The sequence below is a fragment of the Endozoicomonas sp. G2_2 genome (genome assembly GCF_017744135.1).
In the GTDB taxonomy this organism is placed as follows: Bacteria; Pseudomonadota; Gammaproteobacteria; order Nevskiales; family Salinisphaeraceae; genus Salinisphaera.
Genome location: NZ_JAGHQU010000014.1, coordinates 1 through 13,599, shown reverse-complemented (window position 1 = coordinate 13,599; position 13,599 = coordinate 1). Strand labels below are relative to the sequence as shown.

General features: G+C 65.5%; 13 protein-coding genes. 5 read left to right on the top strand and 8 right to left on the bottom strand.

Features of this window, described 5'->3' with window-relative positions; genetic code table 11:
• Nucleotides 1-69: 69 nt before the first annotated feature.
• Nucleotides 70-1,731 carry a flagellin gene (locus J7355_RS14585; RefSeq protein WP_209063962.1) on the bottom strand — a complete coding sequence of 554 codons (1,662 nt, stop codon included), beginning with the start codon at nt 1,729-1,731 and terminating at the stop codon, nt 70-72.
• A gap of 249 nt (nt 1,732-1,980) precedes the next feature.
• Between J7355_RS14585 and J7355_RS14580 the strand changes: the two genes are divergently transcribed.
• Nucleotides 1,981-2,721, top strand: a complete 741-nt coding sequence (locus J7355_RS14580) for an alpha/beta hydrolase (protein WP_209063960.1) — start codon at nt 1,981-1,983, stop codon at nt 2,719-2,721.
• The gene (locus J7355_RS14575) at nt 2,718-2,933 is read left to right on the top strand and encodes a TIGR02450 family Trp-rich protein (protein WP_209063958.1); all 216 of its coding nucleotides are present in this window, start codon (nt 2,718-2,720) and stop codon (nt 2,931-2,933) included. The genes J7355_RS14580 and J7355_RS14575 overlap by 4 nt, the downstream gene beginning before the upstream one ends.
• 49 nt (nt 2,934-2,982) lie before the next feature.
• Here the strand turns inward: J7355_RS14575 and bla are convergent, their stop codons facing one another.
• Nucleotides 2,983-3,876 (bottom strand): class A beta-lactamase, encoded by an 894-nt coding sequence (bla, locus tag J7355_RS14570; RefSeq protein ID WP_209063956.1) that lies wholly within the window; start codon nt 3,874-3,876, stop codon nt 2,983-2,985.
• A gap of 234 nt (nt 3,877-4,110) precedes the next feature.
• Here bla and J7355_RS14565 point away from each other — a divergent pair, with 234 nt between their 5' ends.
• Nucleotides 4,111-5,283 (top strand): acetyl-CoA acetyltransferase, encoded by a 1,173-nt coding sequence (locus tag J7355_RS14565; protein WP_209063954.1) that lies wholly within the window; start codon nt 4,111-4,113, stop codon nt 5,281-5,283.
• Nucleotides 5,284-5,316: 33 nt separating this feature from the next.
• Here the strand turns inward: J7355_RS14565 and J7355_RS14560 are convergent, their stop codons facing one another.
• From J7355_RS14560 to J7355_RS14550, 3 genes are read right to left on the bottom strand one after another with little or no spacing between them, the layout of a single operon-like run.
• Nucleotides 5,317-7,593, bottom strand: a complete 2,277-nt coding sequence (locus tag J7355_RS14560; protein WP_209063952.1) for a xanthine dehydrogenase family protein molybdopterin-binding subunit — start codon at nt 7,591-7,593, stop codon at nt 5,317-5,319.
• Nucleotides 7,586-8,647, bottom strand: coding sequence for a xanthine dehydrogenase family protein subunit M (locus J7355_RS14555; protein ID WP_209063950.1), 1,062 nt, complete (start codon nt 8,645-8,647; stop codon nt 7,586-7,588). The genes J7355_RS14560 and J7355_RS14555 overlap by 8 nt, the downstream gene beginning before the upstream one ends.
• Nucleotides 8,644-9,141 carry a (2Fe-2S)-binding protein gene (locus tag J7355_RS14550; RefSeq protein ID WP_209063948.1) on the bottom strand — a complete coding sequence of 166 codons (498 nt, stop codon included), beginning with the start codon at nt 9,139-9,141 and terminating at the stop codon, nt 8,644-8,646. Before J7355_RS14550 ends, J7355_RS14555 begins: the two co-directional genes overlap by 4 nt.
• A 138-nt stretch (nt 9,142-9,279) precedes the next feature.
• Between J7355_RS14550 and J7355_RS14545 the strand changes: the two genes are divergently transcribed.
• Nucleotides 9,280-9,858, top strand: coding sequence for a TetR/AcrR family transcriptional regulator (locus J7355_RS14545; protein WP_209063946.1), 579 nt, complete (start codon nt 9,280-9,282; stop codon nt 9,856-9,858).
• Nucleotides 9,859-9,957: 99 nt separating this feature from the next.
• On the opposite strand, the gene J7355_RS14540 is transcribed toward J7355_RS14545, so the two are convergent.
• The 3 genes from J7355_RS14540 to J7355_RS14530 form a co-directional block, all read right to left on the bottom strand.
• Nucleotides 9,958-10,920: an NAD(P)-dependent alcohol dehydrogenase gene (locus J7355_RS14540; RefSeq protein ID WP_209063944.1), complete on the bottom strand. Its 963-nt coding sequence runs from the start codon at nt 10,918-10,920 to the stop codon at nt 9,958-9,960.
• Between the two features lie 90 nt (nt 10,921-11,010).
• Nucleotides 11,011-11,454, bottom strand: a complete 444-nt coding sequence (locus tag J7355_RS14535) for a hypothetical protein (protein WP_209063942.1) — start codon at nt 11,452-11,454, stop codon at nt 11,011-11,013.
• Between the two features lie 203 nt (nt 11,455-11,657).
• Nucleotides 11,658-12,566 (bottom strand): LysR substrate-binding domain-containing protein, encoded by a 909-nt coding sequence (locus J7355_RS14530; protein WP_209063940.1) that lies wholly within the window; start codon nt 12,564-12,566, stop codon nt 11,658-11,660.
• A gap of 108 nt (nt 12,567-12,674) precedes the next feature.
• Here J7355_RS14530 and J7355_RS14525 point away from each other — a divergent pair, with 108 nt between their 5' ends.
• Nucleotides 12,675-13,376, top strand: coding sequence for an NAD(P)H-dependent oxidoreductase (locus J7355_RS14525; RefSeq protein ID WP_209063939.1), 702 nt, complete (start codon nt 12,675-12,677; stop codon nt 13,374-13,376).
• The last annotated feature ends 223 nt before the right edge of the window (nt 13,377-13,599 follow it).

The window sequence follows — 13,599 nt, the reverse complement described above, 5'->3', positions numbered from 1 at the left end:
AGACTTCAAGCCAGCGCAAGGCGACTTGCTTGATTGCGGATTTGGGTACGCAGGCGCATAGCCGCAGATTTATTCTAGGAGCGCGAGTACACTATCGAGGGCCTGATTTGCCTGGGCCAATACGGCAGTACCGGCCTGCTGAAGAATCTGAGCTTGGGTAACCCGTGAGGCTTCCTGGGCATAGTCTGCATCCAGAATGCGTGACCGAGCAGCGACGAGATTCCGGGACATCTCTCCCTGTTGCTCTACCGCCGACGCAAGACGGTTCTGAGTTGCGCCGAGTTGACCGCGTTTAGCATCGATCCGGGCGATCGCGCGGTCGAGCGTGGCAAGCGGGTCCAACGGGTCCTTGATACGAATCTCCGGATCTACTTCGCGCAGTTCGACGACGCTTTGGTCTGCAGGCACATCAGTCGTCGCCGAGTCCTGACGCATTTGGTAGTAGATCACCAGATCGCCACTGCCCCGACGTGTCTTGAGCAGCGTACCCATGCTCTCACTCTCGACCAGCGTGGCAGACCGATAGCCCGGCGTGTCTCCGTCGCCCGCGGAGGCCTTGAGAAAATAATTACCCTCATCGTCCTGACGCAGCGCATCCTCGAAGCGATTGCCCTCGTGATCGGTATAGTTGACCGTGACATTGCGCGGATCCAACGTGATGGTCGACTCGCCGTTCACGCTCTCGACCGGCGTGAAGGAAGGCGGCTGCAGACCCGTGCTGGCGCGAGCCCTCGCCGTAATCTCATCGGGCGGTGTCGTCGTAACATCGGCGGCGAAGTATTCGAGACCCGCACCCGTATCGTGCTCGATAAAGTATTGCGCCCCAGTTGCAACGAGCCGACCGTTGTCGAACTCATCGGCCACGCTGTTCTGGTAGCTGACGGTCGCACTGTCGATATCGATCCCGTCGACTTGTTCCACATCGGCATAAAGCGCATTGCCAACGCTTACCTCCACGCGGTTGTCACCACTCGCCGTGTCATGCGAAGGCGTCGCCACAACGCGCGATTCGTACACCTGGCCGGTGGATTGGTCGAGCGTATAGCGGCCGCTTTGGTAACCCGGCGTATTGCTTTCCACCAATAGCGGATCGCCCAGGGCGAGGTTATCGAAGCGCAGCGTAGTGTCCGGGTCGACGACCGGAATATCGAAAGCCGTGCCGGTCACAACATTAAGGGGCGTCACGGGCTCGGTAAGCCCGGCAATCGTGAAATCCTTGAGCCCCAGCGCCTCGACGCTGAAACCGGGCGGCGCCAGATCTAGCGGCAAGGTGTCCGCGTCATTAGCGCCTACCTGAATATCTAACTTACCGGCAGAGCCATCGAGCAGATTGATACCGTTGAATTTCGCCTGCTCGTTGAGCCGGTCAATTTCTTTGAGATTTTGATTGATCTCCTGTTGGATTACATCGGTGTCACCCAGATTGAGAGTGCCGTTGATGCCCTGAACAGTAAGTTCACGGACCCGCTGTAGGCGATCGTTTATCTGCGAAAGGCCGCCCTCAGCGGTAAGCGCCATGGAAATGCCATCGTTGGCATTGCGCGCCGCCTGACGTTGACCGCGAACCTGGGCCGTCATTCGGTTGCCAATTGACTGGCCAGCGGCGTCATCCTTGGCTGAGTTGATTTTCTGGCCGCTAGAAAGCCGTTCAATCGCTTGATTGAGCGCGCGCTTATTTTTTCCAAGTTGCGCGACGACGCTGATTGAGGATTGGCCGCTAATGGAGATCATGTCGTCGCTGTACCAGATGAATCTCTAAAATTAACGGCCGTCGTATTGGGAATTTTAGCGTCTCGAATCGATTCTCCTGTGCGGTGCCGGAGACCGGGGACGAAGGCGTCCCAGCAGCACGAGTAAGCGACAACCATCTTTTTGGGACTGTGGCGACATCCTTCAAATATTCGGATCGTGCTTAAACGAAGTCGCCCGATCTTCCGTATCGACTAGACTGAAACGATTAGCTAATCACGGCCCACCCCCATGAACACCACCGAATTCCAGCGCCGTTACGGTACCGGCATGACGCCGCCGGCGCGGCGCCTGTTCGTCAACGAACTGCTCACGCCCGCGCGCCTGCTGCTCGACCCGGACCAATGGCGGCGCCTGCCGCGCGACGTGGATGGCGGCAGCCAGCCGGTGATGCTGCTGCCGGGCCTGGGCGCGGGGCCCGGTTCCATGTGGCTGATCCGCCGCTATTTGCGTCAGTGCGGTTTTCGCACCTGGGACTGGGGACAGGGCAAGAACCGCGGCGACGTCCAGGCGCTCGCACCGCGCGTGGTCGAACGGCTGCAGGGCCTCGTGAAACAGGTCGGCGAACCGTTCGCGCTGGTCGGCTGGAGCCTGGGCGGCTATATCTCGCGCGAGATCGCCCGCGAGTGCCCGGCGCTGGTCAGGCGCGTGGTCACGATCGGCAGCCCGGTTGTCGGCGGGCCGAAATACACCACGGTGGCGCGCGTTTACGAAAAACGTGGACTGGCGATGGACGACCTCGAAGCCGCCACGCTGGAACGCTACACCACACCCCTGCAGCGGCCGGTGCGCGCGCTGTATAGCGAGTCCGACGGCGTGGTGGCCTGGCGGGCCTGTATCGATCGCTTCAGCGACGACGTCGAGCATATCCGCGTGGGCGGCACGCATCTGGGGCTGGGCTTTTCCAAACAGGTGCTGCGCCGCCTGCCCGGCCTGCTCGTGGACGACCAGCGGCAGCCGGACCGCGCATGAATGCGATAAACCCCGACAAGCTGCACCACAGCAAGTGGACCGCGGTGACACCGACCCACAAGGAAAAGCACTTCCTCGTTACAAAGCTGCTGCGTGACGCCGACGACAACGTGACCGACGTGATCCTCGAAGCTGTGCTCACGCACCACGAACGCACCCTGCCCTGGCGCGCCCTCAAGGACGACGACACCTGGCAGACCGGCTGGCGGTGACGGGCTAAAGCCACGATCGCAGCCGCCGGGCGAGCCCGCGTGCTGCGGCTCAACCCGCCGCGTGCCACCGAGCAACCGCGTTTCCCACGTCCGCCAGCACGCGATCTCGCTGCGTCTTCGTTGCGTTGGACCCCGCGTAGTAAGCCGTCACCAGCAGCGGCGCGCCCACGCCGGCGTGGATGATCGCGATGTCGTTGGCCGTGTTGTCGCCGCCGGAACCCGTCTTGTCGCCGATACGCCAGGCGTCGGGCAAACCGGCGCGCAGCCGATGATCCCCGGTTTCGTTGGCGCGCATCCAGGCAACGAGCTGGCGCTGCGAAGGCGCGCTCAGCCCATCGCCCAGCAACACGCGCTGCATCAGCCCGAGCATCACGCGGGGCGAGGTGGTGTCTTGCAGACGATCCGGGGCGTGTTCGTTGAGCGCGGTTTCATAGCGATCCGAACGGGTGACGTTGTCGCCCAGCGAACGCAGGAACGCCGTTAACGCCGCCGGCCCGCCAACGCTCGCGAGCATGAGATTGGCGGCCGTGTTGTCGCTCAGCGTGAGGCCCGCGCGGCAAATCGCGCCCAGCGTCATGCCGGTCGCCACATGGCGTTCGGTTGCCGGTGAATAGGTCACCAGTTCGGTGGCGGCGTAGTCGATATGCCGGTCGAGCGATTCACGGCCGGCATCCACACGCGACAGGATCATTGCCGCGGCCGGCAACTTCACCGTGCTGCACATCAGAAACCGTTCGTCGTCGCGGTGGGCCACGGCGCGCCCGTTGGCCGCATCGCGTACCGCCACGCCCAGCCGTCCGCCGTGTCGCGCCTCGAGATCGCGAATCGCGGCGATGAAATCGTCGGCGCCATTGGCCCTGTCCGCGGCAAAGGCCGGCACGCCGATCGTCGCCAACGCCGCACCCGCGGCCAACTGCTGCAATACTCGGCGACGCGTCGGCATGGCAAAAGATCACGAATGGATTGCGGCAGAGCAGCTTAGCGCCTGCGGGCAGGCGATCGCGAGCAGGCCTCGAATCGCAGCCGCGCACGCTCTATGCTGGCAGCCCGCATATCGGGCAGGCGGTGGCCGGCACAGCGCGCGGGTGGTTCGCGACACGGATAGCGGCTTCGCCGGTTCCGGACCGCGCACTCACGCGCCGCCTGGCGTCGCAGCAACCTATTCGAGAGAGACAACATGGATCAGGGCATTTCGATCGTCGGCAGTGGCCATACCCGGTTCGGCCGGCTGGAAGACAACCTCGAGACGTTGATCGTCGAGGCCACCCGCGAGGCGGTCGAGGAAGCCGGCATCGCGCCCGAAGACATCGACGCGGTGTTTCTCGGCCACTTCAATTCCGGCATGGTCAGCGACGGCTTCGCGGCCTCGCTGATCCACCAGGCCTATCCCGAGCTGCGTTTCAAGCCCGCGAGCCGGGCCGAGAACGCCTGCGCCTCCGGCTCGGCCGCCATCCATGCCGGCATGAACACCATCCTCGCCGGCAAGGCGAAGACCGTGCTCGTGGTGGGGGCAGAGAAGATGACGCACCGCGCCACCGCCGACGTCACCCGCGCGCTGGCCGGCGCCGGCTACCAGAACGACGACCACGAAAAGCAGCTGAGCTTCCCGCAGGTCTTCGGCGTGGCCGCGCAGCAGTACAGCGAGCGCCACGGCAGCCCGCTCGACGCCATGGCGCATATCGCGGCCAAGAATCACGAGAACGCGATGCGCAATCCGCTCGCGCACATGCAGAAGGCATTCTCGTTCGAGGCCTGCAGCCAGGTTAGCGACAAGAACCCGGAAATCGCCCCGCCGTTACGCCTGACCGACTGCTCGCTGGTCACCGACGGCGCCGCGGCCCTGGTGCTGACCACCGAGGACAATGCGGCGAGTTTCGCGAAGTCGGCCCGCTTTCGTTCGGCGGTGCATGTCAGCGATCGCCTGCCCATGGCCGGCCGCGACTTCGCCGCCTTCGAAGGCCCGGAGCGCGCCTTCGACATGGCGCTGGCACAGGCGGGCGTGGCGCTCGATGATATCGACTTCGCCGAAGTGCACGACTGCTTCACCATCGCGGAACTGCTGACCTACGAAGCCATGGGCCTCGCGCCCAGGGGCCAGGGCGCGCGTGCGATCGAGGACGGCAGTGTCTACCGCGACGGCCGCCTGCCGGTGAACCTGTCCGGCGGCCTCAAGGCCAAGGGGCACCCCGTGGGCGCGACCGGTGTGTCCATGCACGCGATCAGCTACCGCCAACTCACCGGCCAGGCCGGCGAGCTGCAGCTGCCGAACGCCGAACTGGGCCTGATCTTCAACATGGGCGGCGCGGCCGTGGCGAACTATGTGTCGGTGCTGGAGGCGCGCCACGCCTGACGCCGCGCAAGCGCCGGCGTGTGGGTGTGGTCCTCAGCCCGTGGCCGCGTCGTCGTCGAGCATATCGGCAACGCCGATGGGGAAGCGGCGCACACGCCGGCCGGTGGCATGCCAGACCGCGTTGGCGATGGCGCCTGCCGTGCCGGTCACGCCGATCTCGCCCACGCCCTTGATGCCCAGCACGTTGACGTGCGGATCGTGCTCTTCGATCACCAGCGCTTCGATCCCGGCCACGTCGGCGTTCACCGGCACACGGTATTCGGCCAGATCGGCGTTCATGATGCGCCCCGAGCGCGGATCGGTCTCGGCCTTTTCGTGCAGGGCAAAGCCCAGGCCCCAGATCATGGCGCCGAAGAACTGACTTTCGACCATGCGCGGGTTGATCACCCGCCCGGCCGCGAAGGCACCCACCAGACGCGTGACCCGGATCTGGCCCAGATCGGGGTCGACCTTGACCTCGGCGAACACGGCGCCGTGGGCATGCATGGCATAGCGTTCGGCCACGTCCGCATCCGCTCGGCCGCGCCCGTGGCCTTCGACTTCGGCCATGCCGGCACGCCGCAGCACATCCGCATAGCTTTCGCTGCGCGCCGCATCGTCGCCGGCCTGCAGCCGGCCCCAGCGGGCAACCACCTGTTCGGCAGGCACGCCGTGAAGCGGCGAATCGGCGTCGTCGACAGCCATGTCGATGAGCCGCGCAATGGCGTCGCGCCCGGCGGCGTCGATAGCGTTGCCCACCGTTGCCGTATGCCCGGAGCCGCCGGCCACACCGGCGTCGGGCAGATCGGACGCACCCGCGTTGAATACCGTGCGGTCCAGTTCCAGCGCGAGGCTGTCGGCCGCGATCTGGGCGAGCGCGGTCCATGCGCCCTGGCCCATGTCCTGGGCGCCGGTTTCGACCACGCCGGTTCCGTCGGCGCGGATGATCGCCCGCGCCTCGGCCTCGAACATGACCACCGGGAAGGTCGCCGTACCCAGACCCCAGCCGACGCACAGGCCGTTCTCGTCGCGCATGGAACGCGGGGCGAGCACGCGCTTCGCCCAGCCGAATCGCTCGGCGGCCTGCGCATAGCAGTCGTAGAGACGTTTCGAGGAGAACGGTTTGCCGGAGATCGGCTCCTGCTCGGCATAGTTCGCCAGCCGAAACGCCAGCGGGTCCATGCCGCAGGCATGGGCGGCCTCGTCTATCGCCGATTCCAGTGCGACCGAACCGCTGGCCTCGCCCGGGCCACGCATGAACATGGGCGTGCCGGTATGCACGCGCACGGCATCGTGGCTGGTCGAAATCGCCGGGCTCGCATAGAGCGTGTGCGAGATATTGGCGGCCGGCTCGAAGAACTCGTCGAACACCGACGATGTGGTGCGCGCATGATGCGACAGCGCGGTGAGCCGGCCGGTGTCGTCCAGGCCCAGGCGCAGCGTCTGGCGCGTGGCGCCGCGATGGCCGAGCGGGCCGTACATCTGCGCCCGGGTGGGAACGAGCTTCACCGGCCGATTTACCAGCCGCGCGGCCAGCGCGCCCAGCACCTGCGGGCTCATCATCGCGCCCTTGCAGCCGAAACCGCCGCCCAGAAACGGGCTGCGTATGAATATGTCGTCGGCGGCGATACCGAACAGCCCGGCCAAGCGGCCACGGGCGATGGTCATCGCCTGGCTCGGGCTGTCGATGACGAGCCGGTCGCCGTCCCAGGCGGCCACGATGGCGTGCGGCTCCATGGGGTTGTGATACTGATCCGGCGTTTCATAGGTGGCATCGAGCCGCTGGCTGGCCGAGGCCAGCCCGGCCTCGACATCGCCCACTGCGGCCTGTGTGGGCGCGCCCGGACCCACGGATTCGGGCACGAAGGCGGCCTCGTCGGCGTTCATGTGCAGCTGCGGCGGTTCGGCGTCGTAGGTCGGCGCGAGCAGGGCCGCGCCTTCGGTGGCGGCTTCGAACGTCTCGGCGACGACCACCGCGATCGGCTGGTTGGCATAGCGCACGCGGTCGTTCTGCAACACGTCGAGGCGGAACATGAAGGGGTTGTCGCGATCGTCCGGGTTCTTGGCCAGCGGCGGCCGGTTGGCCGGCGTCATCACTTCGACCACGCCCGGATGGGCCTTGGCCGCCGCAACGTCGAGACCGCTCACCCGGCCGTTGGCGATGGTCGACACCGCCATCACGGCATACAGCATGCCCGCGGGATGATTGTCGGCAGCGTAGACCGCCGAGCCGGTGACCTTGGCCACGCCTTCGCGGCGCTTGAGCGGCTGGCCGATACTGGCGCGCTGCGGCTGGCGGGCCGGCGCGACGATGGGGGCGAAATCAGACATGGGCGAGTTCCCCCGCTTCGGTGGCGAAAGGCGAGCCCGGCAGCGCCGGCAGCTCGCGCGGCGTGCCGGCCGCGGCCCGGGCCAGCGCGCGGGCGACGATGTTCTGGCCGAGCCGGATCTTGTAGGCGTTGTCGCCCGACGGCCGGGCCTCGGCAAAGGCCGCACGCCCGGCCGCCGCATAGGCTTCGACGCCGCCGCGCGTGCCGATCAGCCCTGCCTCGGCGGCGCGTGCCCGCCAGGGTTTCGCCGCCACGCCACCGAGCGCAATGCGGGCATCGGTGATCGTGCCCTGCGAATCGATGGCGAGGCCGACGGCCGCAGACACGAGCGCAAACGCATACGAGGTGCGCTCGCGCACCTTGAGATAACGCGAATGCCAGGCCAGCGCCGCGGCTTCGGCCGGCAGTCGCACCCCCACGATCAGCTCGCCGCGGGCGAGTACGGTTTCGTCGGCCGGGTCGTCGCCGGGCAAGCGGTGGAAATCGGTCAGCGCCACCGAACGCCGGCCTTCGGGCCCGGCGATTTCGACCGTGGCATCCAGCGCGGCCAGCGCCACGCAGAAATCCGACGGATGGGTGGCGATACAGGCGCTGTTCCAGCCGAGCACCGCATGGTTGGCGTTCAGCCCGTCGAGGGCGTCGCAACCGCTGCCGGGCGCGCGCCGATTACAGGCGCTGGCCGTATTCTGGAAGTAGGCACAACGGGTGCGCTGCATGAGGTTGCCGCCCACGGTGGCGGCATTGCGCAACTGCGGCGACGCGCCGGAGAGCAGCGCCTCGGCCACGGCCGGAAAATCGTGGGCGAAGGTATCGTCGAAGGCGAGATCGGCATTGCGCACCAGCGCGCCGATCCACGCGCCGCCGTCGGCATCGCGCTCGATGCCGTTCAACGCGGGCAGATGCGTGATGTCGACGATACGCGCGGGCCGCATGACATCGCCCTTCATCAGATCGAGCAGATTGGTGCCGCCGGCAAGAAAGACGGCATCCGGCGCCTGCGCGGCCGCCACGGCGGCGTCGATCGAGTCCGGCCGCAGATAGTCAAAAGGCTTCATGCGGCACCCCGCTCGGTGTTGCCGGCCAGCTGGCGTTCGGCGTCCAGCACGGCTTCCACGATGCCGGCATAGGCGCCGCAACGGCACAGGTTGCCGCTCATCTGCTCGCGTACGCGCTCCGGGTCGCCGTGCACGCGTGCTTCGCGCAGCAGCCCGATCGCGCTCATGATCTGGCCCGGCGTGCAGTAACCGCACTGAAACCCGTCGTGGTCGATGAACGCCTGCTGCACCGGGTGCAGCTCGGTGCCGTCGGCCACGCCTTCGATGGTCTCAACCGTGGCGCCTTCGAGGCTGGCCGCGAGCGTCAGACAGGCATTGATGCGCCGGCCGTCGACCAGCACCGTGCAGGCACCGCACTGGCCGCGGTCGCAGCCTTTCTTGGTGCCGGTGAGATCGAGCCGCTCGCGCAGCAGATCCAGCAGCGTCACCCGCGGGTCGTCGAGGTCGACCCGGCGTTTATCGCCGTTGAGCGTCATTTGAATCGAAAAAGCCATGCACGACCTCCGGTAAGATGGCGCCTGAAACCTGCGATCGGGAAACGGCGCCGCCAGGCTGTTTTCTCGGTGCAGCTGAATATACGGAGGCACCCTCCGTTTTGCAAAGCCACTGTATCGAACGCCAGTGACGAGGGGATGACGACACCACCGGAACGCCCGCAGCGCGCCGACGCGCGCCGTAATCGCGAACGCCTGCTGGCCGCCGCGCGAACGGTTTTCGCCAGCGACGGCGCGCGCGCAAGCCTGCAAGGCGTGGCGCGCGAGGCCGGCGTGGGCATCGGCACCCTGTATCGCCATTTCCCCTCGCGCGAAGCGCTCTATACCGCCGTCTACGAACACGAGGTCGACCACCTCGCGACCATGGCCGGCGAACTACGGCAAACCCACGAGCCGGTGCCCGCCCTGCGCAGCTGGCTGCACGCGCTCGTCGCGCTGGTTGCAACCAAGACCGGCATGGCCTCGGCGCTGGCGATCACGGCCCAAACCAAGTCGGCGGTCTCCCAGGCCACATCCGAGCGGCTGGTCGATGCCATCGCCGCCCTGCTCGACCGCTGCGTGGCCGACCGCCTGCTGCGCAACGACCTGGCCCCGCGCGAATTGCTGCATGCCGTGGTCGGCATGTGTCTCATTCAGGAGGCGCCCGACTGGCAGCGGCGCGTTGCCACCATAATCGACGTGCTCGTCGACGGATTGCGCACGCCGCCGCCCGGCTGAGCCGAGGTATTCGCGGCGCTTGCGCCGCGCGAGCATTGGCTTTGCGCGACCGACCCGCGCCGAATCACCGTCACTGGCCGCGCCGCACAGACAGCGCGACTAACGTTCCGGCACTACCTCGATCACGATCTTGCCGCGGGCACGGCCGGTGCGGTTGCGGTCATAGGCCTGCTGGGTCTCGGCCAGGCCAAAGGTGCTGTCGATGATCGAACGCACCGCGCCGGTCGCCATCCAGTCGCCGATCGTTTCCACGTCTGCCGTCCAGGACTCCACGCGAATGAGCGACGCGTTGCGTCGGCGCGCGAGCAGCGTGCCCGCCATGCCGCGCGCATGGCCCATCGTGGACACGAAATGGCCTTCGGGCGCCAGCAGCGCGGCACAACTGGCCGGCGTTTCGAACGAGGTCACGTCGAACACCAAGTCGAACACGCCCGCCGGCTCGTGCGTGCGCTGCCGGTAATCGCCCGCAGTGTAGTCGATCACCGCATCCGCGCCGAGCGCGCGCACCCGTTCGATATTGCGCGTGCTGCATACGCCGGTCACATGGCAGCCCAGCTGCTTCGCGATCTGAACCGCGTAAGTGCCAACACCGCCAGACGCACCGATGATCAGTACCGCAGAACCGGCCGCCGCGCGGCCCTTGTGTAGCGCCTGCAACGCCGTCTGCGCGGCCAGCGGCGCCGCGGCCGCTTCGGCGAAGCCCGTATTCGCGGGCATCCGCGCGATTCGCCGCTGGTCGATCACTGCATACTCCGCAAGCGACGCGGTACGCAGGCGCATGTCCATGCCATACACCCGGTCGCCGATCTCGAAGCCCGCGACGTTCGCACCCACCTCGACGACCTCGCCCGCCAGATCGTCACCAAACAACGGCGGCACGAGTCGCCGCCCCACCGGCGGCGCGGCCCGCGCCAGCGACAAATTGAGTTTCCAGTCCTTCGGATTCACCGACGCCGCGTGGACTTTCACCAGCACGTCATTCTTGCCCGGCGTTGGCTTGGCGCGTTCGCCAACGGCCAGCCGTACGATGGGCCCGAAGCCCTTGGGGATGATTGCTTTCATGGCGTCGGCGACTGTTTTCGACCAGATGCCTAACCGTAGCCGGGAAGCGCTACCTATGTCCGGTACGAATCACGCACCCGCGAACACGGTTCAGTGCGTCCCGTAAAGATACTCGCGCATATTCAGCAGAATTTTCCCCGGCCAGTCCGCTGCCGTGGCATCGCCGGCGAAACCGACATCCCTGGAGCCTTCGGACACCACATGAACCCGAGTGTCCTCGCCTGTCTGCTGAAAATAGACACCGGCGACCACATTCCAGTCCACGAGCGTAATCCCATGCTCACCCAGGACCATGCCGCGCTCACGATCAGCCCGCTTCACCGCGAAGCCCGAGCGCTCGAGCCCCACTTTCGCAGCCTCGAAGACCTGATCTCCGTCATACCCCTGGAACACGCCGTTGTTCCGGTGTTCCGCCCAACCGGTCTTGCCACGCTCGCCGTCGAACGCCACTTCCCCAGCGCTCTGCGGCAGCGAATTCAGACTCGCGCAGCCTGTCAGCACGAGTGCCGCAACCATTGACCCGATAATCTTCACTTGCTCCCCCTTTTTCCGAACCGCAACAAGCGAGGCTAATTCCTACGCGCCTCAACCAAGTCGAGCTCTACGTGCCAAAAGTCCCAGTCTGCCCGGAATTACACAAACGTTGCCGAGCCTGAACAAAATCGTCATGCCCCTGGGTAAAGCGCTGCGCGTGCCAACTCAAGCTCTGAGTTCGGCTCTTGCTTTCTTCAGCCCGGTCACGAAGTCGCCTGCTGCGAAACCGCCATCACCCATGCCTTGACGGCTGAAAGCGTCGGATCGTGGCGGCGGTTCTCCGGGTACGCCAGAAAAAACGCGCGGTCTTCGAGTTCGGGGCCGAACGGCTGTATCAGACGCCCGTCTGCCAACTCGTCTTCGATGAGTTGACGATTCATCAGTACGATGCCCTGGCCGCCCACAGCGGCTGCAATGGCGTGGTTCTCGTCCGAGAACGCCAGCCCGGCGCCGGTGTTCAACTCCGTCATCTCAGCTTTCTTCTGATAGCCGGGCCAGTCCATGGGGGATATCAGAACGCCTTGGGGCCGAAAGTGAATCAACGGATAGGCGGCCACCTCCTCGCCCAAGCGTTTGGCAAGGCCTGGACTACAGGCCGGGATCAGCGTGGTATCGAACAGCTTGTCGGCGATCAGCCCCGGCCAGTGGCCATCGCCGTGACGAATGGCCATATCCGCCGTCAAGCCATCCAGCGACACGGGCTCGTGTGTCGCATGAATACGCAGATCGATATCGGGATGGGACTCGCGCAGCCTGTAAATCCAGGGCAGTAGCCAGCGTACGGCGACCACCGGGGTAGTCGTCAGGGTCACGGTTTGGCGCTCGGGGACGGCGCTCAGCCGTTCGATGGCATGGCTGATGGCGTCGAAGGACGATTCCAAAACCTGCTGAAGCTCGCGCCCGCGCGGGGTCAACTCGAGCTGTCTCGGCTTACGCACGAACAGCGTCATGCCCAGCGCCTTTTCCAACCCGCGAACCTGATGGCTGATCGCCGTCGCCGTCACCGAGAGTTCCAGCGCCGCCTGCTTGGCGCTTTCATGCCGGGCCGCGGCTTCAAAAGCCCGGAGGGCCGAAAGCGAAGGCAGGCGGCGTCTTTTCGTGGATGAATTCATCTCATTTATCCGCACGCAAAAAGATCGTTTGTTCGGCGCATTGGGCCCGACCTACGCTGAATCCGTCGTCAATCATAGATGAACGCAGTTCAGAACAGGAGCCCGCTCATGTCACACATTCTGCATCTGGATGCCAGCGCCCGACCTGGTCTGGCCGGTACCGATCACCACGGTTCTCACAGCCGCTATTTGTCCCACCGGTTTGTCAGCCGGTGGCAGTCCCACCGGCCAAAAGACGCCGTCGTCTATCGCGATCTAGGGCAACGCCCGCCCTCTTTCATCAATCACGACTGGGTGGCGTCCGCCTTTACGCCCGACGAGCGCCGTGAGCCCTGGATGAAAGAAGCGCTGGCCGAAAGCGACGAGCTGGTCGATGAACTGATCGCCGCGGATATCGTGGTGATTGGCACGCCCCTCTATAACTTCGGCATGCCCGCGCCGCTCAAGGCGTGGGTGGATCAGGTCGTACGGATTGGCCGAACGGTCGATATCGACGACACCGATCCATTCAACCCTTATGTCGCCAGACTCGCCGACCGCGAACGCCAAGTGGTCGTACTCGCGGCGCGCGGGGGCGCGAACATGGCCCCAGGCGAAGCGATGGCACATATGAACTATCTGGAAGCACATCTGGCCACGGCGTTTGAGTTTATCGGTATTACCCGTATTCACACCGTCGCCATCGAGGGGCAGGAAGCCGGCGGCGACGTGCTGGCCAAGTCGATCGCGGACGCAACGCGAAAGGTCGAGCGGCTTGTAGACGAACTACATGTGGGGGCGAATGCGGTACCGATTAATGAATCGGCGTAGAAGCGATAATTCGGCCTCCAGTGATTGGGGGCCGGATTTTTCGTTTGCGTGAGACGGCGGGGCTCAGCATCGCTGAAGGTATCAGTACACAATGCGAGACCTCGTATCTTGACGAAGCCGAAATAAAACAGGACGTTAGTCCTGATGAAGCGGCCGGGCCGGCAGAGGCTGACAAGACTTAAGGCGATATAGCCTGTGGGTCAGATAAGTCCGCCGGCCCGTT

Excerpts from the sequence above, each read along its gene's own strand:
- J7355_RS14565 (WP_209063954.1), top strand. The coding sequence starts at position 4,111 with ATGGATCAGGGCATTTCGATCGTCGGCAGTGGCCATACCCGGTTCGGC.
- J7355_RS14545 (WP_209063946.1), top strand. The coding sequence starts at position 9,280 with ATGACGACACCACCGGAACGCCCGCAGCGCGCCGACGCGCGCCGTAAT.
- J7355_RS14530 (WP_209063940.1), bottom strand. The coding sequence starts at position 12,566 with ATGAATTCATCCACGAAAAGACGCCGCCTGCCTTCGCTTTCGGCCCTC.
- J7355_RS14560 (WP_209063952.1), bottom strand. The coding sequence starts at position 7,593 with ATGTCTGATTTCGCCCCCATCGTCGCGCCGGCCCGCCAGCCGCAGCGC.
- J7355_RS14580 (WP_209063960.1), top strand. The coding sequence starts at position 1,981 with ATGAACACCACCGAATTCCAGCGCCGTTACGGTACCGGCATGACGCCG.
- J7355_RS14550 (WP_209063948.1), bottom strand. The coding sequence starts at position 9,141 with ATGGCTTTTTCGATTCAAATGACGCTCAACGGCGATAAACGCCGGGTC.
- J7355_RS14575 (WP_209063958.1), top strand. The coding sequence starts at position 2,718 with ATGAATGCGATAAACCCCGACAAGCTGCACCACAGCAAGTGGACCGCG.
- J7355_RS14540 (WP_209063944.1), bottom strand. The coding sequence starts at position 10,920 with ATGAAAGCAATCATCCCCAAGGGCTTCGGGCCCATCGTACGGCTGGCC.
- J7355_RS14555 (WP_209063950.1), bottom strand. The coding sequence starts at position 8,647 with ATGAAGCCTTTTGACTATCTGCGGCCGGACTCGATCGACGCCGCCGTG.
- J7355_RS14525 (WP_209063939.1), top strand. The coding sequence starts at position 12,675 with ATGTCACACATTCTGCATCTGGATGCCAGCGCCCGACCTGGTCTGGCC.
- bla (WP_209063956.1), bottom strand. The coding sequence starts at position 3,876 with ATGCCGACGCGTCGCCGAGTATTGCAGCAGTTGGCCGCGGGTGCGGCG.
- J7355_RS14585 (WP_209063962.1), bottom strand. The coding sequence starts at position 1,731 with ATGATCTCCATTAGCGGCCAATCCTCAATCAGCGTCGTCGCGCAACTT.